This is a genomic window from Actinomadura macra NBRC 14102 (assembly GCF_001552215.1).
Classification (GTDB): Bacteria; Actinomycetota; Actinomycetes; order Streptosporangiales; family Streptosporangiaceae; genus Spirillospora; species Spirillospora macra.
Genome location: NZ_BCQT01000001.1, coordinates 218,858 through 241,790 on the forward strand (window position 1 = coordinate 218,858; position 22,933 = coordinate 241,790).

Genomic DNA, 22,933 nt, shown 5'->3' on the forward strand with positions numbered 1-22,933 from the left:
GACCTTCCGTAAGCGGATTGTTCGGGGGATGCTGCACTACATGAACACGGCGTTGCCGGGAGGTGTCCCCAGAGCGCGGGGGGACGAGGCCGCGGTGAGGTCGGCGGTCCTGTCGCTGCACCGCACGACCGGGCTGCCCATGGTGTTCGGCGGTGCGCTGAGCGGGCGGGACAGCCTGCGGATCACCGAGCTGGTGGGCAACACCACCGACGCCCTGGACGGGCTGGTGGTGCGGCAGGGCAACGGGCTCGGCGGCAAGGCGATGGCGCTGGGCCGCCCGGCGTGGGTGAGCAACTATCCGTGCGCCGCGTCCATCAGCCACGACTATGACGGGCCGGTCGCGCGGGAGGGGCTGCTGTCGATCGTCGCGGTCCCGGTGGTGGTGCGGCGTACGGTCCGCGGCGTCCTGTACGGGGCGCTGCGCGAGCCGCTGTCGCTCGCCGACCGGGTGGTGGGCGCGGCGATGCAGGCGGCCCGCGACCTGGAGCAGGACCTCGCCGTGCGGGACCGGGCGGACGAGGCGCTCACCCGGGCCCGCTGCGACCCGGCGGGGCTCGCGGGGTCGTCGGCGGCCAGGTGGGAGGAGGTCAGGGCCGTCCACGCCGAGCTGCGCGCGCTCGCCGAGCAGGTCCCGGACGCGCCGACCCGCGACCGGTTGCGCGAGGCGACGCTGCGGCTCGCCGCCGCCGGCCTGGACGGGCCGGACGGGCCCGCGCGGCCCGTCCTGTCGCCGCGCGAGCTGGACGTCCTGTCGTATGTGGCGATCGGCTGCACGAACGCCGAGGCCGCCCGGCGCCTCGGGCTGCTGCCCGAGACCGTGAAGAGCTACCTGCGTTCGGCGATGCGCAAGCTCGACAGTCATACCCGGCTGGAGGCGGTGACCGCGGCCCGCCGCGCCGGGCTGCTGCCCTGATCGGCGGCGCGTGCCGCGGCGCGCCCGCCGAGGGCCGCGGCGGCGCACGCGACGAGGGCGGTGCCGGCGAAGGCGACCATCACGATGGTGAAGGCGTGCCGGTGGCCACCCGGGACGCCGAGGTAGAGCGACCCGAAGACGGCGAGGCCGGCCGCGCCCGCGAGCTGGAAGTTCGTGTTGATCAGCCCGCTGAGGTCGGGCGCGTACCGGGCGGGGACGCCGGCGGTGAGCCGTCCGAGCTGCGGCGCGAAGCCGAGCCCGAGCCCGAACCCGCCGAGCCCGAGCAGGACGACCAGCGCGGCGCCGTCCGCGTGCGCGAGGCCGATCGTGACGTAGGCGGCGGCGAGCAGCAGGTACCCGGCGACGGGGCCGAACGCGACGACCCGGGCGGGCATGCGCGGCAGCAGCGGACCCGAGATCCCGAACGCGGCGACCCAGGACACCAGCACCAGGCCGGAGAACAGGGCGCTCCTGCCGAGGCCGTCCTGGACGTGGAGGGCGAGCACGAACAGCATCGCGTAGTAGGTGCCGGTCGCCGCGCCGAGCGCCCCGAGGGTCCACGCGACGACGGGCCTGACCAGCACGGACAGGTTCAGCAGCGGCGTCCCGCCGCGTGCCGCGACCCGTCGCTGCCGCCGCGCGAACGCCGCCAGCGCCGGCGCGCTCGCGGCGAGCGAGAACCACGTCCACGGCGGCCAGCCGGCCTCCCGGCCGAACAGCAGCGGGACGACCGCCAGCAGCACCGCCCCCGCCAGCAGCGCGACGCCGCCGAGGTCGAGGCGGGTGCGCTCGCGCGACACGGCGTCCGCGGGCAGCAGCCGCGCCCCGGCCGCCAGCAGGACGAGCCCGACCGGCACGTTGACCAGGAAGATGGGCCGCCAGCCGAGACCGAGCACGTCGGCGGTGACGAGCACGCCGCCGAGCACCTGACCCGCCACCGCGCCACCGGACAGTGCGACGGCGAACAGCCCCTGCGCACGCTCCCGCGCCCGGCCGGTGAAATGGAGCTGGATGCCGGACAGCACCTGCGGGATCATCAGCGCGCCCGCCGCGCCCTGCGCGACCCGCGCCGCGACGAGCGCACCGGTGGCCGGGGCGAGACCGCAGGCGAGGGAGGCCGCGGTGAACGCGGCGAGCCCGGCCAGGAACATCCGCCGGTGCCCCCGCGCGTCACCGAGCCGCGCGCCGGCGATGAGCAGGACGGCGTAGGCGAGGGTGTACCCGGAGATCACCAGTTCGAGGGCGCCCGCGGACGGGTGCAGCCCGTCCTTGAGGGACGGGGCGGCGACGTTGACGATGGCGGTGTCGACGTTGACCATGAACTGGCCGATGAGCAGCACGGCCAGCATCCCGGACGGGCGTCGCCCGCCGGAGGGTGCGGTCGGTGGTGTGGAGGGAGCGGTCACGCGGGGACAACACCGGCAGCCGCCGCGCGGTTGCGGGGCGGTCTCCGGCGGCGCGAACTCTCCGGCGATCGGGCCCGGCGACGGGGTCAGCGCCCGCGCAGTGCACGTGACGACCAGAGCAGATCGGCCCCCGTGGCGCACTGCCTGGTCGGAACGGTCACCACGAGCCGGCTGCGCCGGGCCATGATCGCTCGGCCGCCCCGCCCCGTTCCGGGCGGGGGCGTCCGCCCCCGATGTGCAATCAGCACGGTAACACCTGCGAACACCAATGTTCGTGATGTTGGAATTGTTCACCCGGGACCCGCTCGTTGGTAGCTTTGACACATGGATTCCGACGGCCGCTGCCCGCTGCCGCGCGGGCGCCATCACCTCACCCGCGAGCAGGTCAGCGCGTCCCAACGGGAACGGCTGCTCCAGAGCATGACGGAGGCCGTCGGTGAGAAGGGGTACACGCGCACCTCCGTGGCGGACGTGCTGAAACGCGCGCACGTTTCCCGGGAGACGTTCTACGAGCACTTCGCCGACAAGCAGGAATGCTTCCTGTCGGCCTACCAGGCCGCCGCCGACCGCATCGTCGGCGTCGTCCACGAGGCGCTCCAGAGCGGCGACGAGCCGCTGATGCAGCGGTTCGAGCGGGCGTTGAGCGCCTACCTGCGGGAGCTGGCCGTGGACGCGGCGGCGGCCCGCACGTTCCTGCTGGAGATCTACGCGGCCGACCCCGCGGCGGCGGTGCTGCGGATCGGGGTGCAGCGCCGGTTCGTGGAGACCGTCACCGGTCTGCTGGTCGAGGACGAGCGGTTCCGCGCCCTGCCCGACCCGCAGTTCGCGTGCCGGATGCTGATCGGCGGGGTCGCCTCGCTGGTGACCGGGAAGGTGGCGATGGGCGAGCACGCCACGCTTCCCGGTCTGTGCGCGCCGATCCTCGCGCACGTCCGCTCCCTGCTCGAACGCTGACCTGCTCCCGCGCGGGGCAGGGTCAGATGAAGACGCTGAGCAGACCGGCCATGGCGAAGCCGACGACCGACAGGATCGTCTCCAGGACCGTCCAGGTCCTGAGGGTGTCGCGGACGGACATGTTGAAGTAGCGGGAGATGATCCAGAACCCGCCGTCGTTGACGTGCGAGGCGATGATGGAGCCCGCGGAGATCGCGATGGCGATCAGCGCGATGTGCGGGTCCGGGTAGTCCTTGTCCTGGACGAGCGGCGCGACGATGCCGCCGGTGGTCACGATCGCCACGGTCGCCGAGCCCTGGGCGACGCGCAGCCCGCAGGCGATCAGGTAGGCGAGCACGATCACCGGCAGGCCCGCGTCCGACAGGGTGTCGGCGAGCGCCTTGCCGACACCGGTCGCCGACACGACCGCGCCGAAGAACGCGCCGCCACCGATGACCAGCAGGATCATGCCGATCGGACGGAGCGAGCGGGTGGCGACCTCCGACAGTTCCGCCCCGGGGATGCCGCGGCGGATGCCGAGCAGGTACATCGCGAGCAGCACCGCGATGGTGAGGGCGACGACGGGGTTGCCGAGGAAGGTCAGGGTCGGCAGCGCGGGGCTGTCCTCCCACCAGACGGTGCCGAACGTGGCGAGCAGGATCAGCACCAGCGGCACGGCGATGATCAGCCCGACCAGCAGGAGGGACGGCTCGGGTTCCGGCGCCCGTGCCTTCCCGTCTTCCCTGTCTTCCCCATCTTCCCTGTCTTCCTTGGCTTGCCTGTCTTGTCGGTCCCGGTCCGTTCCGTGCCGCTCGGCGGTGATGTACTCCTCGGGCACCTCCACCATGACGCGCTTGCCGATCCACGCGCCCCACGCGACGCCCGAGACCAGGAACGCGGGGATGCCGCAGATCAGGCCGAACACGATGAGCCAGCCGAGCGGGACGCCGAGCAGCCCGGCGGCGGCGACGGGGCCGGGGTGCGGTGGCAGGAACGCGTGCGTCATTGACAGGCCGGACAGCAGGGGCAGCGCGTACAGCACGAGGGAACGCCCGCCCTGCTTGGCGGTGATGTAGACGAGCGGCGCCAGCACGAAGATGCCGACGTCGAAGAAGACGGGGATGCCGAAGATGAGCCCGGCCAGGCCCATCGCGAGCGGTGCGCCCCGCTCGCCCGCCACGCTGAGCAGCCGCCGGGTGAGCACGTCGGCGCCGCCGGACCGCTCCAGGATCGCGCCGAGGATGGTACCGAGCCCGACGATCGGCGCGATGTGCCCGAGCAGGCCACCGAAGCCCGTCTCCAGCAAAGATTTCTTGGAGCTGAGCGCGGTGCCGACGATCTCCTCGACGCTGAGCCCGGCGACGAGCGCCAGCGCGAGGCTGGAGATGAGCAGCGCGATGAACGGCTCCAGCTTGACCTTGATGATCAAGAACAGCAGCACCGCGATGGACACGGCGCACAGCAGCAGAAGGCCGCCTGTCTCGTGTTGCAGCCAGTGGACCATGGACGTGACCTCTCGGGGGGTGGGGGCGAGATGGGAGCGGGGTCAGCGGGCAGCGGGTCAGCGGGTCAGCGGGAAAGCGTCAGCGGGTTGTTCCGGCGGGGGTACGGCGGAGGGAGCGGCCGGGAAGCGCGCCGGTGTGCCGGCCGTCGGCGATGACGGCCGTCCCGCCGACGAGGACGTGGGGGATGCCGCCGGCCTGCTGCCGGGGGTCGTCGAAGGTGGCGGTGTCGCGGACGGTCTCGGGGTCGAACAGGACGAGGTCGGCGTGGTACCCGGTCCGGACGAGCCCGCGGGAGTCGAGCCTCAGGCGCCGCGCGGCCCGGCCGGTGAGGTGCGCGACGCACTCTTCGAGGGAGAGGACGCCCAGCTCGCGGACGTAGTGGCCGAGGTAGCGGGGGAAGGTGCCCCACGCGCGGGGGTGCGGTTTCGCGGCGGCGAGGAGGCCGTCGCTGCCGCCGGTGTGGCACGGGTGCCGCATGATCGCCTGGACGTTCTCCTCGTGCCCCACGTGCTGGAGGATCGTGGTGGCGAGGTCGTCGGCGACGAGCCGCTCGCAGAAGACGTCGAACGGGGAACGGCCGGACGCGGCGGCGAGTTCGGCGATCGTCCGTCCGATGACGGTGCGGTTCGGGGAACCGGACACCTCGATCGTCTCCCATTCGGCCGGCACGCCGTGGCAGCCGTCCGAGCCCTCGACCTCCATCGCGTGCCGGAGGCGCGCGCGTTCGGCGGGGTCGGCGAGCCGGGTGAGCAGCGCCTTCGGGCCGCCCACGGCCGCCCAGCTCGGCAGCAGCGCGGCGAGGGTCGTGGAGCCGGGGAGGTAGGGGTAGGTGTCGAGCGTGATGTCGCAGCCCGCGCCGATCGCCTCGTCCAGCAGGCGGAGCAGTTCGGGCGCGCGGCCCTGGTTGACGCCGAAGTTCATCGTCGCGTGCGCGAGGTGGAGGGGGCAGCCGGAGCGGCGCGACAGCTCGACCATCTCGGCGTACGCCTCCAGCGCACCCGCCCCGTAGGAGCGGTGGTGCGGGGCGTAGAAGCCGCCGAGGGACGCGACGACGCGGCACAGCTCGGTCAGCTCGTCGTCGTCGGCGTACATGCCGGGCACATAGGTCAGGCCGCTGGACATGCCGACCGCGCCCTCGCGCATGCCGGTCGCGACCAGCTCGCGTTGCCGGTCGAGTTCCGCTCCGGTCGGCGGGCGGTCCGCCCAGCCCATCGCCAGCATCCGGACCGCGCCCTGCGGGACGAGGTAGCAGGCGTTGACGGCGATGCCCTCGTCGAGCCGGTCGAGGTACTCCCCGACGCTCCGCCACGTCCAGTCGAAGCCGGCCGGGTCGCCGTTCCAGCCGGCGATGGTGCGGCGGATCTCGGGCAGGGTGGTGTCGTCGGCGGGGGCGTAGGACATGCCGTCCTGGCCGATGACCTCGGTCGTCACGCCCTGGCCCACCTTGGCGAGGTGGTCGGGCTCGATGAGCAGCGCAAGGTCGGAGTGGGCGTGCATGTCGATGAACCCGGGCGCGAGAACGAGACCGTCCGCGTCGAGGGTCTCCGCGCCGGACAGGCCATGCCCGATCTCGGCGATCCGCCCGCCGGAGATCGCGACGTCGGCGACACGGCCCGGGGCGCCGGTGCCGTCCACGACGGTGGCGCCGCGGATGACGGTTCCCGGCATCAGAACCACGTCCGGATGAGGTCCACGACTTCGGGACGCTCGGCGTCCGCGTCGTCCAGGACGGGGATCAGCGTCCACTTGTCGAGCGCCGTGCAGGGGTGCGACAGCCCGAGCCTGACCACGTCACCGACCTCCACCGAGGAGTCGGCGAGGAATGTGTGCTGGTCGTTGAGCGCGGTGACGCGGGCGTTCTCGATCGGCCCGGTGCCCTTGCCGCGGACGAACTGCGGCACGGGCATGCCCTCGTCGAACGGAAGGTCGCGTTTGCCCGTGTCGAGCAGCGCGAGCGTGGGTTCGGGACGGGACACCACGCGCGCCCAGCCGTGCATGGCCGACCGCAGCGGCGCGTCTCCCGTACCACGCGAGAAGGGCGATATCTCCCGGTAGAAGCCGTCGTCGTGGATGATGTACGCGCCCGACCGCAGCACCACCTGCACGCCGAGTTCGCCGAGCCCGCCGAGCACCTCGGCGACCTGGTCGAAGAAGGAGCTGCCGCCGGCCGTCACGATCGGGGCGTCCGTCTCGTATTCCAGGCCGCCGAACAGGTTCGCGACGCGGTGCAGATAGGCGTCCACGGAGGCGCGCCCCTGATCGGACGCGTCGTGCGCGAGGGCTCCCTCGTAGCCCGCGACCCCGGCGAGCCGGAGGGTCGGCGCCTTGCGCACCGCGTCGGCGACCTCACGCGCGGCACCGTCGTCGCGGACACCCGTACGGCCGTGCGGACCGCCGAGCTCCACGCACACGTCCACCGGACGCTGCGCGCGGGCCGCACGCAGGGCGTCGTCCATCAACTCGACCGTGTGCGCCGAGTCGACCCAGGACACGAACGCGAAGTCCGGGTCGTCCTCCAGGCGCGCGGCGAGCCAGGCGAGCCCGGCCGGGTCGACCAGCGCGTTGGCGAGCTGGACGCGGCGGACGCCGAACGCGCGCGCCACCCGGACCTGCGGCAGGTTCGCCAGCGTGATGCCCCACGCGCCCGCGTCGAGCTGCCGCCGCCACAGCTGCGGGGCCATCGTCGTCTTCCCGTGCGGGCAGAGCGCGACCCCCGCCGCGTCCGCCCAGCGCGCCATCGCGCGGACGTTGTGGTCGAGCGCCCCCGCGTCCAGTGTCAGCAGTGGTGTGCCGAAATCGTCCAGGGGTATGCGGGTGTCACGGATCTCCGCCACCGACCTGCCGTGCGCGGACGCCGGGATCGCCTTGAAGCGCCAGTCGAGCCGCTCGTCGCCGAGTGCGTCCACCGCGCGGGCATCGATGTTTGCGACCATGATGACCTCCTATGTTGCACACTATGCAATGCTGATTGCACTATGTGCTGCTGCGGTTGTAGCATCGCCCTCGGGTACCGGTCAACGGTCGGGAGACGATCGTGACCGCCTCGGGGAGAGAGGGCGATGGAAGGCTTGCCGGCTGCCGCCTGCGTGGGCGAATCACTGGCCGTGCTCCTCCCCGACCGGCCCGGCCCGCTTGAGCACGTCCCCTCCTTCCGGCCCTCGTCCGGCGGCGCCGAGGCGAACGTCGCGCACGGGCTCGTCGCACTCGGCATACCCACCGCGTGGATCGGACGCGTCGGCGACGACGGTTTCGGACGCCGCGTCACCCGCGACCTGGCCGCGGGCGGTGTCGACATCCGCGGCGCGTCCGTGGACCCCCACCGCCCGACCGGGCTGTACGTCAAGGAGATCGAGCCGGGCGGCAGCGTCCTGCACTACTACCGCGACGGCTCGGCCGGCTCGACGATCGGCCCGTCCCTGCTCGACGACCCCGACGCCGGGCCACTGCTGGCCGGTGCGAAGCTCGTCCACCTGTCGGGCATCACCGCCGCGCTCTCGGACTCCGCCCTCGAACTCACGCGCGCGCTCCTGTTCCGCTCCCGGCCGGGCCGGCTGGTGAGCTTCGACCTGAACTGGCGGCCCGCGCTGTGGCGGCGGCGCGACCCGTCCGTCCTGCTGCCGCTGCTGAACGCCGCCGACATCGTGCTGCTCGGCGCCGACGAGGCCACCGACGTGCTCGGCACCGGCGATCCCGGCGAACTGCGCGCGCTGCTGCCCGGCCCCGCGACGCTGGTGGTCAAGGACGACGCGCACCGCGCGACCGCCCTCACCCGCGAGACCGCCCACACTCGCGAGATGGTCGTCACCGCGCCCGCCCTGGACGTCGAGGTCGTCGAGCAGGTCGGCGCGGGCGATGCGTTCGCCGCCGGATACCTCGCCGGCACGCTGCGCGGCTACGGACCGCGGCGCTGCCTGCGGCTCGGCCACCTCGCGGCCGCCGCCACACTCGTCGTGCCGAACGACCATGGACCGCCGCCCCCGCCCGCACTCGTGGACGAGTTGCTGCACGGCTCACCGGAGGCGTGGGCGGCGACGACCGTGCGCGCCTCCGGCATCGTCCGTCCGCTGCCGGACCGCCCGGTGGAGGAGGAGACGCGATGAGCCAGAGCCTCGGACGCGCGCTCGCCATTCTCGGCGAGCTCGGCGAGGCCCCGCGCACCCTCGACGAGCTGGCCGCGAAGGTCGGCGTCCACAAGACGACCGTGCTGCGGCTGCTGCGCACGATGGAGGACGAACGGTTCGTGCGCCGCGACGGCGACCACCGTTTCCACCTCGGGTCGCGGCTGTTCGCGCTGGCCGGGGCGGCGCTCGAACAGCGCGGCGTCCGCGACGTCGCGGCACCGCACCTGGCCCGGCTGAACGACGCGACGGGCCAGACCGTCCATCTCGGCGTGTACGAGGGCGGCGATGTCATCTACCTCGACAAGTACGACTCGCGGCACGCGATCCGCATGTACTCGCGGGTGGGGCTGCGGATGCCGCTGCACGCGACCGCCATCGCCAAGGTGCTGCTCGCCGATCTGCCGGAACCGCGCCGCCGCCGCGCCGCCGAGGAGATCGAGTACACCCCGTTCACCGAGCACACCATCACCGGCCCCCGCGAGCTGCTGGACGAGCTGTCCCGTGTCGCCCGGCAGGGCTATGCGATGGACGACGCCGAGCACGAGACGTTCATCCGCTGCGTCGCCGCGCCCGTCCGGGACGCCACCGGACGGGTCGTGGCGGCCGTCTCGATCTCGGTGCCGGAGGTCGTGCTGAGCAGGGACGAGGTCCTCGCGCTGCTCCCCGACCTCCGCACGACCACCCGCGCCATCTCCGCCGACTGCGGCCATACGGAAGGAAACCGAGAATGAGCGACAAGACACAGGTGAGCACCGACGGCGCACCCGCCGCCGCCTTCGCCTTCTCCCAGGGCGTCCGGAAGGGGCCGCTGTTGCAGGTCTCCGGCCAGGGTCCGCAGGACCCGGCCACGGGCGAGTACGTCTACGCCGGCGACGTGAAGGCGCAGACCCGGCGCGTCCTGGAGAACGTCAAGGCGATCCTGGAGGCGGGCGGCTCCGGCGTCGAGGACGTGCTGATGTTCCGCGTCTACCTGACGACCCGCGACCACTTCGCCGAGATGAACGAGGCGTACGCGCAGTTCGTCAAGGAGAACTGCCCGAGCGGCGTCCTGCCCTGCCGGACGACCGTCGCCGTCGAGCTCCCGCACCCGGCGATGCTGGTGGAGATCGACGCCCTGGCCTGCGTCGGCTGACCCGCGCGAGGCGGCCGGAGGCGACCAGATCCAGGGTGATGAGCACCGCGATGGCCTCGATCGCCAGCAGGCCGATGAGGACGAGGAGCTGCGTCGCCCCCGCCTCAACCGGGTCGGCGCCGCCCAGCAGCACCCCGACGAACGCGCCCGGCAGTGTCACCAGCCCGACGGTGCGGGTCTGGTCAAGGACGGGGAACAGCGCCAGCGCCGCCGCGGACCGGCACACCTCCAGCGCCGCGTCGCGCGGCGGAAGGCCGAGCGCGAGACCGCCCTCGTACTCGCCGCGGCGCGCGGCCAGCTCGTCCAGTGCGCGGCGGCCGGTGAGCCCCGTCGCCGACATGGCACCACCGATGAAGATCCCGGCGATCGGCAGCACCGCCACCGGCCGCGCCGGCACCAGCGTGGACGCCATCAGCAGCGCGAGGACGGGCGCGACCCCGGCGACGATCGGCAGGGTCGTCCACCAGGCCGAGCGGGCGACGGCCCCGGTGATGCGGTGGCCCGCCGTCGCGACGGCGACCACGACCATCCCCGCGATGAACACCGCCGTCCAGCCGGCGCTGCGCAGCACCACCGCGATGACCAGGGACACGACCGCCAGTTGCACCGCCGCTCGCGCCGCCGCGACGACCATGTCCCGGCCGAGGCCGAGACCGCCGAAGCGCGCCAGCACCCCGGCCCCCGCCGCGAGCGCCACCAGCACGAGCGCCAGGACCGGTCCGACCTCCGGCGCCGCGTCCATCGCGCCCCCCGCCGCCATGACCGAGTGACCCTCATCCCAATTGGGATGATTGTGATCTCATAGCAGTCTCCTACCCGCTTAAAACCCCGATAGCGTGGGACTTGTGGAGGATGAGGAGGCAGGCGGGACGTCCCGTCGCAAAGCGCTCTGGCTGATGGGCGCGGCCGCCGGACTCGCCGCACTGGGGGCGGACGGTGTGCACGCGTCCCACCGCTCCCCGGCCGTGGCGCAGGCGCCGCCGACTCCCCGGGCACGACCGGTCATCCATCCGACCCCCACACCGACACCGACGCCCACTCCGACACCGCGTCCCGCGCCGTGGACGCCCGCGAAGCTGACCGCGTCGGAGACACCCGTCCGCGAGCTGACGCAGCTGTCGCCCGCTCCCCCGCCGGACTCGATCGCGCTGACCATCGACGACGGCCCGAGCCCGCTGTGGACGCCGCGCGTGCTCGACCTGCTCGCCGAGGAGGAGATCCGCGCGACGTTCTTCATCATCGGCGAGCAGGTGGAGGAGTTCCCGAAGCTCACCCGCCGCATCGCCGACGCCGGGCACCAGATCTGCAACCACACGATGACCCACCCGATCACCATCGCGGGGATGTCGAAGAAGAAGGTCCGCAAGGAGATCGTCGACGCGCACGACCTGATCGCCGACGTCACCGGCGTCGTGCCGCAGTTCTTCCGCTCGCCGGGCGGCGCGTGGTCGAAGAACGTCCTAGAGCTCACCGAGGAGCACGGGATGCTGCCGATCGACTGGGCGGTGGACCCGCGCGACTGGGCCCGTCCGGGCGTCGGCCATATCCGCAGGTCGCTGCTCGACGCGAAGGCGGGCAACATCCTGCTGTGTCACGACGGCGGCGGCGACCGTTCGCAGACCCTGTCCGCGCTGAAGACCGTCATCCCGAAGCTGAAGAAGCGCGGCCTCACCTTCGTCCCGCTCTGACCTCCACGCCCAACGCGGACAGTCCGACCGCCCACCAGAACAGCAACTATGCCGAGCCCAAGAATTGGGCTCGGCATAGTTGCTCGTTCAAGCAGAGAATTGGGGTGGTCCTAGACTTGTGGGACGGGCGGACCCGGCACCTCGGCAGGCGGCATCGGGAGGGCACCCTCCCCGAGATCACCGTGGCCCCCGCGGTCACTGTGTTCTCTGTGCCTTCCGGGCTCGCCGTGCTCTCCGTGGTCACCGTGGTCACCGTGCGAGACGCCGGGCAGCCAGCCCAGCCAACGCGGCAGGTACCAGTTCGCCCGCCCCAGCAGGGACATGACGGCGGGCAGCAGCACCACCCGGACGACCGTCGCGTCGATCAGCACCGCCACCGCCAGGCCCACGCCGAGCTGCTTGAAGTCCTGCATCGACAGCGTCGCGAAGATCCCGAATGTGGCGATCATGATGACGGCGGCGCTGGTCACCACGCCCGCCGTCGAGCGCACCCCGTCCGCGACGGCCCGGGTCGTCGGAACCCCCCGGTCGTACGCCTCGCGGATCCGCGACACGACGAACACGTGGTAGTCCATCGACAACCCGAACAGGACCACGAACACGAACAGCGGGATCCACGACTCCAGCGCCCCCGCGCCGCGCGTCCCGACCAGCGAGTCCCCCCAGCCGTGCTGGAACACCGCCACCATGACCCCGTAGGCGGCGCCGACCGACAGCAGGTTGAGCACGATCGCGCTCGCCGCGATCACGACCGAGCGGAAGAAGACCAGCATCAGCAGGAACGTGATCCCCATGACGAACAGGAACACCGGCACGATGGCGTCGCCGAGCCGGGCGTTGTAGTCGACCGACCAGGCGAGCTGTCCGGTGACCGGCGCCTCGGCGACCCGTCCGACCGTCTCCGGGACGATCTTCTCTCGCAGGGTCTCCAGCGCGTGCTTGGAGGTGTCGTCGGCGCCGGCCCCCGCAAGCGGCACCTCGATCTCCGCGATGTTCTGCCTCTCGTGCACGGTGACGTCGATCGGCTCGTTCATCTCCCCGGACGCGACGGCCCGCCGCCTCAGCTCCTCGATCGCCGCCCGCACCTGTGGCGAGCCGATGTCGCGGGCCTTCACCACGACCTGGGCCGGCTCGGAGTTGCCGGGGAACGCCGTGTTCAGCCGCGTGTAGGTCTTCGCGATCGGCTCTCCGGGCGGGATCTGCTGGTCGATCCCGAGTTGCTCGGTCCGCATGCCGAGCGCGGGCGCGGCGAGGGCCAGCAGCACCCCCGCCGCCAGCAACGCCGCGACACCGGGACGCGCCAGGACGGGCTTGAGCAGCGCGGCGACCACGCCTCCACCGGTCCCGCGGCGGCGCGGCATCGGGATCCGGCCGAAGTCGACCTTGTCGCCGAGCAGGGACAGCAGCGCGGGTAGCACCGTCACCGAACCGAGCATCGCGATGAGCACGACGAGGATCGTCGCGACCGCGAAACCCTTGAACAGCAGCAGCCCGGAGAGGAACATCCCGGCCATCGCCACCATCACGGTGAGGCCCGACACCAGCACCGACCGCCCCGACGTGGCCGCCGCGATGGCCAGCGCCGTCTCCCGGTCGCGTCCCCTCGCCCGCTCCTCACGCTCGCGCTGGAGGTAGAACAGGCAGTAGTCGACGCCGACCGCGAGGCCCATCAGCAGCATCACCGAGTTCGTCGTGTCGTCGACGTGCACGGCGTGGCTGGTGACGGCCAGCACCCCGCCCGCCGCGAGGAAGGCCGTGAACGCCAGCAGCACCGGCAGCACGGCCGCCAGCAGCGCCCCGAACGCCACCAGCAGGATGCCGAGGGCGAGGGGCAGCGCCGTCATCTCCGCGCGCTGGAAGTCGCTGCCCAGCGCCTTGTCGAACCAGGCGTCCGCGCTCGCGCCGCCGAACTCCCCGATCTCCACCGACGGGTTGTCGCGCTGCGCCTTCGCGACCGCGTCCTCGACCGCCGGAAGCGGGTCGGGCGCCCCGTCCGGCACCTCCTTGAGCGTGAGCTGGACGATGATGTGGTGCCGGTCCTTGGACACGACGTCCGGCCGCATGCCGGTGATCACACCGGTGGCCTGCACGTTCGCCCGGACCGCGGCGACGGCCCGGGCCATCTCGGGCGATCCGGCGGCGTGGGCGCCGCCGGAGATCAGCACCGTCTCCTCGTCGGTGTCCTCGACCCCCGCCTCGTCGAGGATCTGCACGGCCCGCGCGGACTGCCCGGTGCCCTGCTCGTGGTCGGCCATCGTGACCTGCCCGCTCATCCCGCCGAGTACCGAGGCGAGGACGACGAACAGCAGCCAGCCGAGGATGGCCGTCAGGCGATGTCGTGCGCTCCAGCCGCCGAGCGTGGCGGCGAGGTTCCGTTTCATGGGTGTTCCCTGGGGGTTTTGGTTTCGGGATGACACCTATGGACGCTAGGAAGCGGACGACCCCCGCGACATGGCTCTAGACGGCCTCCAGGGGGTGCACCTGGGTACACCCCATGTCCGGGTTCGGGGCACACTGTGCTGGAAGGACGCTCACCGGAAACTGGACTCCGGACAGCAAAGCGAGGCTTACGGAGGACCCGGTGGACGTTCAACTGGCGAAGGAGACGAGGCGCCAGCAGCACCTCAAGACGCCCTGGCGCGGCCTGGGGATGATGCTGCTCGGCGTCCCGGCGACGTTCGTGGGCCTCTGGTTCATCTCCGTCGTGTCGATGATCACCGGCATGCTCGGCGTGCTGCTGTTCCCGTCCGCGACCCGGCTGATGCGCAGCCAGGCCGACGTGTACCGCACGAAGATCAACAAGTGGACCGATGTGCGGATCGAGCGGCCCTACCTGCCCGAACCCGAGCCGGAGCCCGGCCTCAACGGCTACTTCAAGCGCTTCATCGCGATGATCAGCGACCCCGCCACCTGGCGGGACTACCTGTGGATGGTCGCCGACCCGATCGTGGTGATGTTCACGGCGGCGCTGCCCGGTCTTCTCATCCTGTACGGGCTGTGGGGCTACGTCCTCGCCGCGTTCGCCGGGAAGCTGCTCCACCACTACGCCGGCCACGACTGGTACGGATGGGTGGAGATCAACCACGGCTACGGCCAGGACACCGAGCGGATCATCTCGACCGTGGTCTTCGCCACCGGCTGCATCATCGCCGGCTACCTCATCGGCCCGAAGATGATGGCCGTGTACGGGCGCTGGGGCCGCGCGGTGCTCGGCCCGACCGAGAAGTCCCGGCTGGCGCTGCGTGTCCAGTACCTGGCCGACAGCCGCTCGGACGCCGTCGACGCCTCCGCCGCCGAGCTGCGCCGCATCGAGCGCGACCTGCACGACGGCGCCCAGGCCCGGCTGGTCGCGATGGGCATGACCCTCGGCGCGATCGAGCACCTGCTCGACAAGGACCCCGACAGGGCGCGGACCCTGCTGGCCGAGACGCGCGCCTCGTCCGCCAAGGCGCTGCACGAGCTGCGCGACCTCGTCCGCGGCATCCACCCGCCGGTGCTCGCCGACCGCGGCGTCGGCGACGCGGTCAAGGCCCTCGCGCTCGACCACCCGCTGAAGGTCGAGGTCACCGTCGAGCTGCCGGGACGCCCCGAGCCGCCGGTCGAGTCCGCCGCCTACTTCGCGGTCTCGGAGATCCTCACCAACGCCGTCAAGCACTCGGGCGCCGGCCGCGTCTGGATCGACCTGCGGCACGAGCGCGGCATGCTCCGCATCACCGTCACCGACGACGGCCGGGGAGGCGCCACGATGGACGGCGGAACGGGGCTGCGCGGGATCGAGCGCCGGATCGGTACATTCGACGGCATCCTCGCCCTCAATTCGCCCGTGGGCGGCCCGACCATCGTCACCATGGAGCTGCCGTGCGCGTTGTCCTCGCCGAAGACCTCGCCCTCCTGAGGGAGGGCCTGGTCAGCCTGCTGGAGACGCACGACTTCGAGATCGCGGCGGCCGTCGACAACGGCCCCTCGCTCCTGAAGGCACTACTCGACCACCGCCCGGACGTGGCGGTGGTCGACGTGCGTCTCCCACCGTCCTTCACCGACGAGGGGCTCCAGGCCGCGCTGGCGGCGCGCCGCCAGGTCCCGGGGCTGCCCGTGCTCGTGCTGTCGCAGTACGTCGAGCAGCTGTACGCGCGTGAACTGCTCGCCGACGGCACCGGCGGCATCGGCTACCTGCTGAAGGACCGGGTCTTCGACGCCGCGCAGTTCGTCGACGCCGTCCGGCGCGTCGCCGCGGGCGGGACGGCCATGGACCCCGAGGTCATCTCCCGGCTCGTCGCCAGCAACACCCGCGACTCCCCGCTCGGGCGCCTGACCCCCCGCGAGACCGAGGTCCTCGAACTGATGGCGCAGGGGCGCTCCAACGCGGCGATAGCGGAGAAGCTCGTGGTCACCGAGCGGGCCGTCACCAAGCACACCGCCAACATCTTCACCAAGCTCGACCTCGCGGTCACCGGCGACGACAACCGGCGCGTGCTCGCCGTCCTCGCCTATCTCAACCGCTGAGGGCCTATCCCAACCACTGAGGACCTATCCCAAGCGCTGAGGGTCTACCTCAACCCCTGAAGGCCTACCGGAACCACTGAAGGGCCCACCTGAACCGCTGAGGCGGGCGGGGCGGACGTCCACGGCCGGTCCGGGCTGTGCGGGTGCAGTATGTTGCTCCGCGAGATGGCCCTTTGGAGGGCGCGATGACGGTGGTCCTGATCCTGCTCTGCCTGGCGATCGCCGGCCGGGAGCTGTACCTGGCGTTCGAGCGCAAGCGGTCGACGGGCGCCCCCGAGATCGCCGACGTCCGCACCCAGCTCACCGCGCTCAAGGGCACGCGGGACGAGCTGGAGCGGCTGCGCGCGGAGGTCACCGCCGGGCAGGCCCGCGACGCCGCGTCCCTGCGCGAGACCGACGCCCGCATCCGGTCGCTGATCTCCCAGATCAACGACCGGATGGTGCCCGACGTCAACGACCGCCTCGCCCGCCAGCGCGACGCGGTCGACCGGCTGGCCGCGGAGGTCGCCGGGCTCCGCGCCCACCTCGTCGGCCAGCTGGACCAGGCGGTGGCCGCCTCCCTCGGCGCCGATCCCGCCGATCTGGTCGCCGGGGCGGTCACGCCCGCCGAGATGGCGGCCCCCTACGAGCGGCTCGCCGAACACCACGGGCTCCACGTCGAACTGACCGACCGGGACCGCTACTACCTTTCGGGTCGCAGCCCCCGCGCCCTGGAACGCGAGTTCCTCGATCTCTTGGGCGTGCTCCGCGGCTGCGAGGGCGACGAAGCCGCGGCCACCGGCACCGAGCACGCGCGGGCCCTGCTCTCGGCCCTGCGCGGGACCGACGGGGGCGGCGCGCAGATCGGCCCCTTCCTCGCCGTCCGGACGGCCGCGTCCCTGGTGTGCGGCGTCCTCCCGCTCGCCGAGCTGCGCCGCCCCGGCGCCGGCCGGCTGCTGGACGACCCGGCCGGCGCTGCGCTGCGCCTCCACGACCTCCCCGACACCCGCTTCTGCGACCTGTCGTCCTGGCCTGCGCTCACGCGGGGCCCGTCCACGTGAAGCGGGGTGTGCGGCGCTCCAGGAACGCCGCCACCCCCTCGGCCGCGTCGGGGCCGTGCACCGCCTCGTCCTGCCAGCGGCGGACCTTCGTCTCGAACGGCTCGCCCGCCGCCACCGCGTCGACGACGTCCTTGGCGGCGCGCTGGGTGAGCAGCGAACGGGACGCCAGGGTCCCCGCGAACTCGGCGACGCGGGCGCGCAGGCCACCGGCGGGGACGACCTCGTCCAGCAGGCCGATCCGCAGCGCGTGCGCGGCGTCGATCAGGTCCGCCGAGTAGAGCAGGTACTTGCCCGCCGACGGCCCCACCAGGCGGACGAGGCGCGCCGTGGCCGCGGCCGGGTACACGATCCCGAGCTTGGCCGGGGTGATGCCGAGGCGCGCGTCGCCCGCGGCGAAGCGCAGGTCGCACGCCGCGGCGAGCTGGCAGCCGCCACCGACGCAGAACCCCTCGATCGCGGCCAGCGACGGCTTCGGGAACGCCGCCAGCGCCACCTCCGCCTCCGTCGACAGGCCGGTGTTGTGACGCCAGCCCTGCCCGCCCAGCTCGGAGATGTCGGCGCCGGCGCAGAAGTTGCCGCCCGCGCCGGTCAGCACCAGCACCCGGACGCCCGGATCGGCGGCGAGATCGTCCAGCAGGCGGGGCAGCGCGGCCCACATCCGCGCCGTCATCGCGTTGCGCTTGTCCGGGCGGTCGATGGTGATCGTCCCGACACCGTCGGCGACGTCGCACCGCAGCCCCATGGTCCCCCCTCGGTTCGGCGCCTGCGCCATCGTACGGACCGGACCCGAACGGGTCCTCAACCGGGGACGTATCAGGGTGGATCTCCGCCCTCAGGACGAGCCGCTCGGGGCGCTTCCACCCCCAAGGGGTGGGCCAAGAACAACCCCTGTGATGGAGGAATTCACAGGGCGTTCAGCGGATTCTAAATGAAGGGCGGCCCCGAGGAACGGAGCTCGTGGTGCCACACAGCACGCGCGTCTTCTGGACCATCAACCTGGACGATCCGCTGGCCACCGCGCCCGACCGGGCCGGAGCCAAGGCGGCCAACCTCGCCCGCGCGGCGCGGCACGGACTGCCCGTGCTGCCCGGGTTCGTCATCCCCGTGCCCTGCGTCTCCCTGAACGAGCGGTACGGCAACATCGGCGAGCTGCGCGCGGCCTGGACCCGGTTGAGCCACGACGGAGAACGCGCGCTGGTCGTGCGGTCCTCGTCGACGCAGGAGGACGGTGCCGTCTCCTCGATGGCCGGTCGGTTCGTGTCGGTCCTGGACGTGCTGGGCTGGTCCGCGTTCCGCCGGGCCGTGGACGAGGTGGCGGGCTCGGCGTCCGGGCCGGGCACGATGGCGGTGCTCGTCCAGCCGCAACTGGACGCGGCGGCGGGCGGCGTGATGTTCGGCGCCGACCCGGTGGACGGCCGCACCGACCGCGTGATCGTGTCCGCGGTGCCCGGCGGCCCGCAGGCCCTCGTCGGCGGCGAGGTGGACGGCACCCGCTACTGCCTCACCCGGCGCGGCCGGCTCGTCGGCGTCGAGCGCGACGACGGGCCCACCGGAGAACAGGGCCCGCTGACGTCGTTGCAGCTGCGCGCGCTGGCCCGGCTCGCGGCGCGGGCCGCATCAGTGTTCGGCGGCCCGCAGGACGTGGAGTTCGCGTTCGACCACGAAGGCCGCCTGTGGCTGCTCCAGAGCCGCCCGGTGACCGCGCTGGCCCCGCTGCCACCGCGCCGCGCCGCGCTCCTCGGTCCCGGACCGGTCGCGGAGACGCTGCCCGATCCGCTGTCGCCGCTTGAAGAGGATCTGTGGCTCGTCCCCCTCGACCGGGGGCTCGGCGAGGCGCTCGCCACGGCCGGGGCGGTGTCGCGGCGCGCGCTGCGCCGTGCCCCGACCGTCCGCGCGGTGGGCGGTCGCGCCGCCGCCGACCTGCGGCGGCTCGGCGCCGAGCCGGGGCGGCGGTCCCGGCTCCGGCTGCTCAACCCCGTCCCGCCGGCCCGGCGGCTGCGTGTCGCGTGGCTGGTCGGGCGGCTGCGCGCGGACCTGCCCGCCCTCGCCGCGCGGACGTCCGCCGCCGTGGACGCCGACCTCGCCGCGCTCCCCCGGCTGGACGCCGGGATCACCGATGCGGAGCTGTCCGACGCCCTGCGGTGGACGCGCGCCACGCTGACCGCCCTGCACGGCCTGGAGGCGCTCGCCGGGTCGCTGCTCACCGGTCCGGACGCGGGGGACGCGCCGGCGATCCAGGGCAGCGCGGCCGCACAGGGGCTGGCCGCGCTCGCCCGGGAACGCTCCCTCGGCCGCGACGACGCGCGCATCCCCGCCGCCGCCCCGGCGGTCCTCGCGCTGTCGCCGCCGGTGATCGGCCCGGCCCCGCAGCTGCCGCCCGCCGCCGGCCCCATGGGCGACGATCAGGTGGGCGACGGCTTGGTGGGCGACACCTCGGTGGGCGTCACGCCGGACGGGCTGCCGCCGCGGGAGTCGCTGCGGCTGCGCATCCGGTGGGTGCAGGAGCTCGGCGCCCGGCTCGCGTGGACGGCCGGCAGGCGGCTGGCGGCGTCGGGGGCGCTGGCACGGGCGGAGCTCGTCCGGGCCCTGCGCTTCGAGGAGCTGGTGACGGCGCTTGAAGGTGGATCCCTCCCGGCCGACCTGGAGCGCCGTCCCGCTCCGCCGCGTACCGCTCCGCTGCCCGCCGCGTTCCGGCTGGCCGGCGACCGGATCGTGGCGGAGGCGGCGCCGCCCGGGGACGGCGCGCGTCCCGCGGGCGGCGGCAGGGGCGCCGGGCCGGTGCACTCCGGCCCGGACGCTCCGCCGCCCGGCTCCGTGCTGGTCGTCCGGACGCTGGCGCCGGCACTGGCCGCGCGGCTGCCGGCGCTGGCCGGTCTGGTCGCCGAGACCGGCAGCCCGCTGTCGCACCTGGCGATCCTGGCCCGCGAGCTGGGCGTGCCGACGGTCGTCGGCCTGCGCGGCGCCCTCGACCGCTTTCCGCCCGGCACCGAGGTCCTCGTCGACGGCGACACCGGCCGCGTCGATCCGCTGCCAGTCGCGCCCCGCACCGGTGAGGAGTCGGTGGCATGAACGGGCGCACGGCGTGAACGGGAGACGGGGCATGCGGGGGGTCGTCCTCCTGGGGCTCGGGGTGACGATCTTCTGGTCCGGGGCCTACGTGGTGATCTACCTGGCGCGGTGGGAGTGGCAGCGGGCGCTGATGGCGGGGGAACTGCTGCTGGTCGGCCTCGTGGTGCTGCTCGCCGTGCTGGGGGCGCGGCGGCTGGCGCGGATGGAACGGCGGCTGACGGAGCTGATCGAGGGGACGGCCCGTCCGGTGGAGTCGCCCGCGCGGTTGTCGGCGGTGCCGTCGCGGCGGGTCTCGGAGCGCGCCTCGGAGCGCGCCCCGTACGCGGCGCGCCAGGTGGACGAGACGCAGCGTTTCGGCTGGCTGGAGCCCGACGGCGACGCCTACCGGGTCTTCATCCCGGTGCTGCTCGGCGCGGGGATCGTGGTGTCGGGGCTCGCGGCGCTCGTCGAGCGCCTCGCCGCCGCGTTCGGCCGGGGCGGCCGGTCCGGGACGCTCGGGCGGGTCCGGCTGCCGGACGCGCTGGAACCGCCGCCCGGGGGCGTGCTGGCCGGGGCCCCCGATCTCGCTCCGCCACGTCCGGACCGGACGGCGTGGCTGCGGGCGGCGGCGGTCACGCTGGCGGTGCTGCTCGTGACCGCGCTGGTGGTGGACGAACTGGCGGAGCGGACGCAGGACCGTCCCGACCGTCCGGTGGCGGCCGCCGCGAGCACCGTGGTCATCGAGGCCGCCACGCGAGGCGAGACCGGCGCCACGACCGTGGAACCGCTGGTCGTACGGCTGTGGGAGTACTGCCGAGGAGCCACCCGCCCCTACGTCGAGGGCGGCGGGACGGTCGCGCTCGGCGGCGATCGGTTCGCGCTGGTCGTCCGTCCGGCACTGGGCGAGCACGCGCTGCGGCGCATGCGCGGCTGCCTCCAGGACGCGATGATCGACCGGGCGCGCTTTCGGGTGCTGTCGGTGAGCCCGGCGCCCGAATGATCGCACCCTGCCGACCGGAACCCCGGGGATCTTTGCGGAGTCATAAGAGGCCGTAGGCGTCCGCGACTCCAGGGAGACCCAGATGAACGGCCTGACCTTCGGGAATGCACAAACGGGCCGGAGTGTTGTACATTCGAGGCAGCGTCTTCGGTTTTCCGCCGTATGCGGTGAGGACGTCTCTTTCCCCGCCCGGGCCATCTGAGCGCCCGGTGGTCCTCGGTCAGATACACGTCGTGAGCGTGCTGGCCGCCGCACAAGGGAGCCGACGTCAGCCCGGAGAGCCGAGCTGCTTTTCTTGCATTCCTCTCGCGTACGCGCCGCGGGTTCCGCTGCCGCACGCGGGAATCGATTTCAGGCCGTGCGGAGCGTTCCGCCCGGACCTGAGAAGGGACCCCCATGTCCGCTTCCACCATCACTGAACATTCCAGTACAACAGAGCACAAGGCCCACCGGGCCTCCCAGCCGGCCCGGCAGAAGGGCCGGCGTTCCGCCGCCGCCAAGCAGGCGGGCGCGCAGGCCGCCGCCGCGGCACCTGCCGCGGCCCCCGTCCCGTTCCACGGGATCCTCGCCGTCCAGGACAAGCACGCGTTCGTGCGCACCTCCGGCTACCTCGCCGGCCCGGACGACGTGCACGTGTCCCTCGCCCAGGTCAGAACGTACGGGCTGCGCCCCGGCGACGCCGTGTCCGGCACGGCGGGAGCGCCGAAGTCCAACCGGGAGAAGTTCACCTCGCTGATGTCGGTCGACACGGTGAACGGCCTGTCCCCCGAGGACGCGGCCGCGCGCCCCGAGTTCGCCAAGCTGACGCCGCTGTTCCCCGAGGAGCGCCTGCGGCTGGACACCGGCCCGCTCGCCACCCGCGTCATCGACCTCATCGCGCCGATCGGCAAGGGCCAGCGCGGGCTGATCGTGTCGCCGCCCAAGGTCGGCAAGACGATGATCCTGCAGGCCGTGGCGAACGCGGTCGGCCTGAACAACCCCGACGTCCACCTCATGGTCGTGCTCATCGACGAGCGTCCCGAGGAGGTCACCGACCTGCAAAGGTCCGTCGACGGCGAGGTGATCCACTCGACGTTCGACAAGCCCGCCCAGGAGCACACCGCGCTCGCCGAGCTGGCCGTGGAGCGCGCCAAGCGCCTCGTCGAGCAGGGCCGGGACGTGGTCATGCTGCTCGACTCGATCACCCGGCTCGGCCGCGCCTACAACCTGGCGGCGCCGTCCAGCAGCCGCATCCTCGCCGGCGGCGTCGCGACGACCGCCATCTACCCCCCGAAGAAGTTCTTCGGCGCCGCCCGCAACATCGAGAACGGCGGCTCGCTCACCATCCTCGCCACCGCCCTGGTCGAGACCGGCTCCCGCATGGACGACGTGTTCTTCGAGGAGTACAAGGGCACCGGCAACATGGAGCTCAAGCTCGACCGCGGCCTGGCCGACCGGCGAATCTTCCCCGCCGTCGACATCGAGGCGTCCGGCACCCGCCGCGAGGAGCTGCTGATGTCGCCCGAGGAGCTCGACCTCGGCCGCCGCCTCCGCCGCGCCCTCCAGGGCCTCGACCGGCAGCAGGCCGTCGAGCAGCTCCTGGAGAAGATGAAGGGCACCGCCTCCAACGCGGAATTCCTGCTCCGCCTCCAGCAGACGACCTGA

The 22,933-nt window shown here is 73.1% G+C and carries 18 protein-coding genes and 1 pseudogene; 12 read left to right on the forward strand and 7 right to left on the reverse strand.

Annotation, left to right across the window (positions count from 1 at the left end; all coding sequences use genetic code 11):
• The first annotated feature begins 28 nt into the window (after window positions 1-28).
• The gene (locus AMA02S_RS00920) at window positions 29-913 is read left to right on the forward strand and encodes a helix-turn-helix transcriptional regulator (protein WP_245667290.1); all 885 of its coding nucleotides are present in this window, start codon (window positions 29-31) and stop codon (window positions 911-913) included.
• Here the strand turns inward: AMA02S_RS00920 and AMA02S_RS00925 are convergent.
• Complete coding sequence (locus tag AMA02S_RS00925) at window positions 859-2,319, reverse strand: MFS transporter (protein WP_218004808.1); 1,461 nt, start codon at window positions 2,317-2,319, stop codon at window positions 859-861. The genes AMA02S_RS00920 and AMA02S_RS00925 overlap by 55 nt on opposite strands.
• A gap of 324 nt (window positions 2,320-2,643) precedes the next feature.
• On the opposite strand from AMA02S_RS00925, the gene AMA02S_RS00930 reads away from it, so the two are divergent.
• Window positions 2,644-3,273, forward strand: a complete 630-nt coding sequence (locus AMA02S_RS00930) for a TetR/AcrR family transcriptional regulator (RefSeq protein ID WP_067449969.1) — start codon at window positions 2,644-2,646, stop codon at window positions 3,271-3,273.
• A 22-nt stretch (window positions 3,274-3,295) separates the two neighbouring features.
• Here AMA02S_RS00930 and AMA02S_RS00935 read toward each other — a convergent pair whose 3' ends face one another.
• From AMA02S_RS00935 to AMA02S_RS00945, 3 genes are all read right to left on the reverse strand, one after another.
• The gene (locus AMA02S_RS00935) at window positions 3,296-4,756 is read right to left on the reverse strand and encodes a GntP family permease (protein ID WP_067449972.1); all 1,461 of its coding nucleotides are present in this window, start codon (window positions 4,754-4,756) and stop codon (window positions 3,296-3,298) included.
• Between the two features lie 79 nt (window positions 4,757-4,835).
• Window positions 4,836-6,425: an N-acyl-D-amino-acid deacylase family protein gene (locus AMA02S_RS00940; RefSeq protein ID WP_067449975.1), complete on the reverse strand. Its 1,590-nt coding sequence runs from the start codon at window positions 6,423-6,425 to the stop codon at window positions 4,836-4,838.
• Complete coding sequence (locus AMA02S_RS00945) at window positions 6,425-7,690, reverse strand: amino acid deaminase (RefSeq protein WP_067449978.1); 1,266 nt, start codon at window positions 7,688-7,690, stop codon at window positions 6,425-6,427. Before AMA02S_RS00945 ends, AMA02S_RS00940 begins: the two co-directional genes overlap by 1 nt.
• A 126-nt stretch (window positions 7,691-7,816) precedes the next feature.
• On the opposite strand from AMA02S_RS00945, the gene AMA02S_RS00950 reads away from it, so the two are divergent.
• Genes AMA02S_RS00950 through AMA02S_RS00960 form a run of 3 tightly spaced genes read left to right on the forward strand, consistent with a single transcriptional unit; the run spans window position 7,817 to window position 10,010 of the window.
• Window positions 7,817-8,857, forward strand: coding sequence for a sugar kinase (locus AMA02S_RS00950; protein ID WP_174550921.1), 1,041 nt, complete (start codon window positions 7,817-7,819; stop codon window positions 8,855-8,857).
• Window positions 8,854-9,609, forward strand: a complete 756-nt coding sequence (locus AMA02S_RS00955) for an IclR family transcriptional regulator (protein ID WP_067449981.1) — start codon at window positions 8,854-8,856, stop codon at window positions 9,607-9,609. The genes AMA02S_RS00950 and AMA02S_RS00955 overlap by 4 nt, the downstream gene beginning before the upstream one ends.
• Window positions 9,606-10,010, forward strand: coding sequence for a RidA family protein (locus tag AMA02S_RS00960; RefSeq protein ID WP_067449984.1), 405 nt, complete (start codon window positions 9,606-9,608; stop codon window positions 10,008-10,010). Before AMA02S_RS00955 ends, AMA02S_RS00960 begins: the two co-directional genes overlap by 4 nt.
• Here the strand turns inward: AMA02S_RS00960 and AMA02S_RS00965 are convergent.
• Window positions 9,901-10,770, reverse strand: coding sequence for an ABC transporter permease (locus AMA02S_RS00965; RefSeq protein WP_067449986.1), 870 nt, complete (start codon window positions 10,768-10,770; stop codon window positions 9,901-9,903). The two genes, AMA02S_RS00960 and AMA02S_RS00965, sit on opposite strands and share 110 nt — an antisense overlap.
• Before the next feature lie 85 nt (window positions 10,771-10,855).
• Here AMA02S_RS00965 and AMA02S_RS00970 point away from each other — a divergent pair, with 85 nt between their 5' ends.
• Entirely contained in the window at window positions 10,856-11,698 is an 843-nt protein-coding gene (locus AMA02S_RS00970; protein ID WP_245667291.1) for a polysaccharide deacetylase family protein, read from the forward strand.
• A gap of 110 nt (window positions 11,699-11,808) precedes the next feature.
• Here the strand turns inward: AMA02S_RS00970 and AMA02S_RS00975 are convergent, their stop codons facing one another.
• On the reverse strand, window positions 11,809-14,079 hold the full coding sequence (locus AMA02S_RS00975; protein ID WP_067449992.1) for an MMPL family transporter: 2,271 nt from the start codon (window positions 14,077-14,079) through the stop codon (window positions 11,809-11,811).
• A 200-nt stretch (window positions 14,080-14,279) separates the two neighbouring features.
• On the opposite strand from AMA02S_RS00975, the gene AMA02S_RS00980 reads away from it, so the two are divergent.
• The 3 genes from AMA02S_RS00980 to AMA02S_RS00990 all read left to right on the forward strand — a co-directional run bounded on the left by AMA02S_RS00980 (window position 14,280) and on the right by AMA02S_RS00990 (window position 17,241).
• Window positions 14,280-15,593: a sensor histidine kinase gene (locus AMA02S_RS00980; RefSeq protein ID WP_245667292.1), complete on the forward strand. Its 1,314-nt coding sequence runs from the start codon at window positions 14,280-14,282 to the stop codon at window positions 15,591-15,593.
• Complete coding sequence (locus tag AMA02S_RS00985; RefSeq protein WP_067449993.1) at window positions 15,557-16,201, forward strand: LuxR C-terminal-related transcriptional regulator; 645 nt, start codon at window positions 15,557-15,559, stop codon at window positions 16,199-16,201. The genes AMA02S_RS00980 and AMA02S_RS00985 overlap by 37 nt, the downstream gene beginning before the upstream one ends.
• Before the next feature lie 185 nt (window positions 16,202-16,386).
• Window positions 16,387-17,241 (forward strand): hypothetical protein, encoded by an 855-nt coding sequence (locus AMA02S_RS00990; RefSeq protein WP_067449996.1) that lies wholly within the window; start codon window positions 16,387-16,389, stop codon window positions 17,239-17,241.
• Here AMA02S_RS00990 and AMA02S_RS00995 read toward each other — a convergent pair.
• Entirely contained in the window at window positions 17,219-17,983 is a 765-nt protein-coding gene (locus tag AMA02S_RS00995) for an enoyl-CoA hydratase/isomerase family protein (RefSeq protein ID WP_067449999.1), read from the reverse strand. The two genes, AMA02S_RS00990 and AMA02S_RS00995, sit on opposite strands and share 23 nt — an antisense overlap.
• 218 nt (window positions 17,984-18,201) lie before the next feature.
• On the opposite strand from AMA02S_RS00995, the gene AMA02S_RS01000 reads away from it, so the two are divergent.
• The 3 genes and pseudogenes from AMA02S_RS01000 to rho form a co-directional block, all read left to right on the forward strand.
• Window positions 18,202-20,310: a PEP/pyruvate-binding domain-containing protein gene (locus AMA02S_RS01000; protein ID WP_157430298.1), complete on the forward strand. Its 2,109-nt coding sequence runs from the start codon at window positions 18,202-18,204 to the stop codon at window positions 20,308-20,310.
• A 31-nt stretch (window positions 20,311-20,341) separates the two neighbouring features.
• Window positions 20,342-21,289 (forward strand): hypothetical protein, encoded by a 948-nt coding sequence (locus AMA02S_RS01005; RefSeq protein WP_067450003.1) that lies wholly within the window; start codon window positions 20,342-20,344, stop codon window positions 21,287-21,289.
• 549 nt (window positions 21,290-21,838) lie between these two features.
• Window positions 21,839-22,933 (forward strand): annotated as a pseudogene (gene rho, locus AMA02S_RS01010) (transcription termination factor Rho); the annotation flags it as partial.

Excerpts from the sequence above, each read along its gene's own strand:
- AMA02S_RS00920 (WP_245667290.1), top strand. The coding sequence starts at position 29 with ATGCTGCACTACATGAACACGGCGTTGCCGGGAGGTGTCCCCAGAGCG.
- AMA02S_RS00930 (WP_067449969.1), top strand. The coding sequence starts at position 2,644 with ATGGATTCCGACGGCCGCTGCCCGCTGCCGCGCGGGCGCCATCACCTC.
- AMA02S_RS00935 (WP_067449972.1), bottom strand. The coding sequence starts at position 4,756 with ATGGTCCACTGGCTGCAACACGAGACAGGCGGCCTTCTGCTGCTGTGC.
- AMA02S_RS00940 (WP_067449975.1), bottom strand. The coding sequence starts at position 6,425 with ATGCCGGGAACCGTCATCCGCGGCGCCACCGTCGTGGACGGCACCGGC.
- AMA02S_RS00945 (WP_067449978.1), bottom strand. The coding sequence starts at position 7,690 with ATGGTCGCAAACATCGATGCCCGCGCGGTGGACGCACTCGGCGACGAG.
- AMA02S_RS00950 (WP_174550921.1), top strand. The coding sequence starts at position 7,817 with ATGGAAGGCTTGCCGGCTGCCGCCTGCGTGGGCGAATCACTGGCCGTG.
- AMA02S_RS00955 (WP_067449981.1), top strand. The coding sequence starts at position 8,854 with ATGAGCCAGAGCCTCGGACGCGCGCTCGCCATTCTCGGCGAGCTCGGC.
- AMA02S_RS00960 (WP_067449984.1), top strand. The coding sequence starts at position 9,606 with ATGAGCGACAAGACACAGGTGAGCACCGACGGCGCACCCGCCGCCGCC.
- AMA02S_RS00965 (WP_067449986.1), bottom strand. The coding sequence starts at position 10,770 with ATGGCGGCGGGGGGCGCGATGGACGCGGCGCCGGAGGTCGGACCGGTC.
- AMA02S_RS00975 (WP_067449992.1), bottom strand. The coding sequence starts at position 14,079 with ATGAAACGGAACCTCGCCGCCACGCTCGGCGGCTGGAGCGCACGACAT.
- AMA02S_RS00990 (WP_067449996.1), top strand. The coding sequence starts at position 16,387 with ATGACGGTGGTCCTGATCCTGCTCTGCCTGGCGATCGCCGGCCGGGAG.
- AMA02S_RS00995 (WP_067449999.1), bottom strand. The coding sequence starts at position 17,983 with ATGGGGCTGCGGTGCGACGTCGCCGACGGTGTCGGGACGATCACCATC.
- AMA02S_RS01005 (WP_067450003.1), top strand. The coding sequence starts at position 20,342 with ATGCGGGGGGTCGTCCTCCTGGGGCTCGGGGTGACGATCTTCTGGTCC.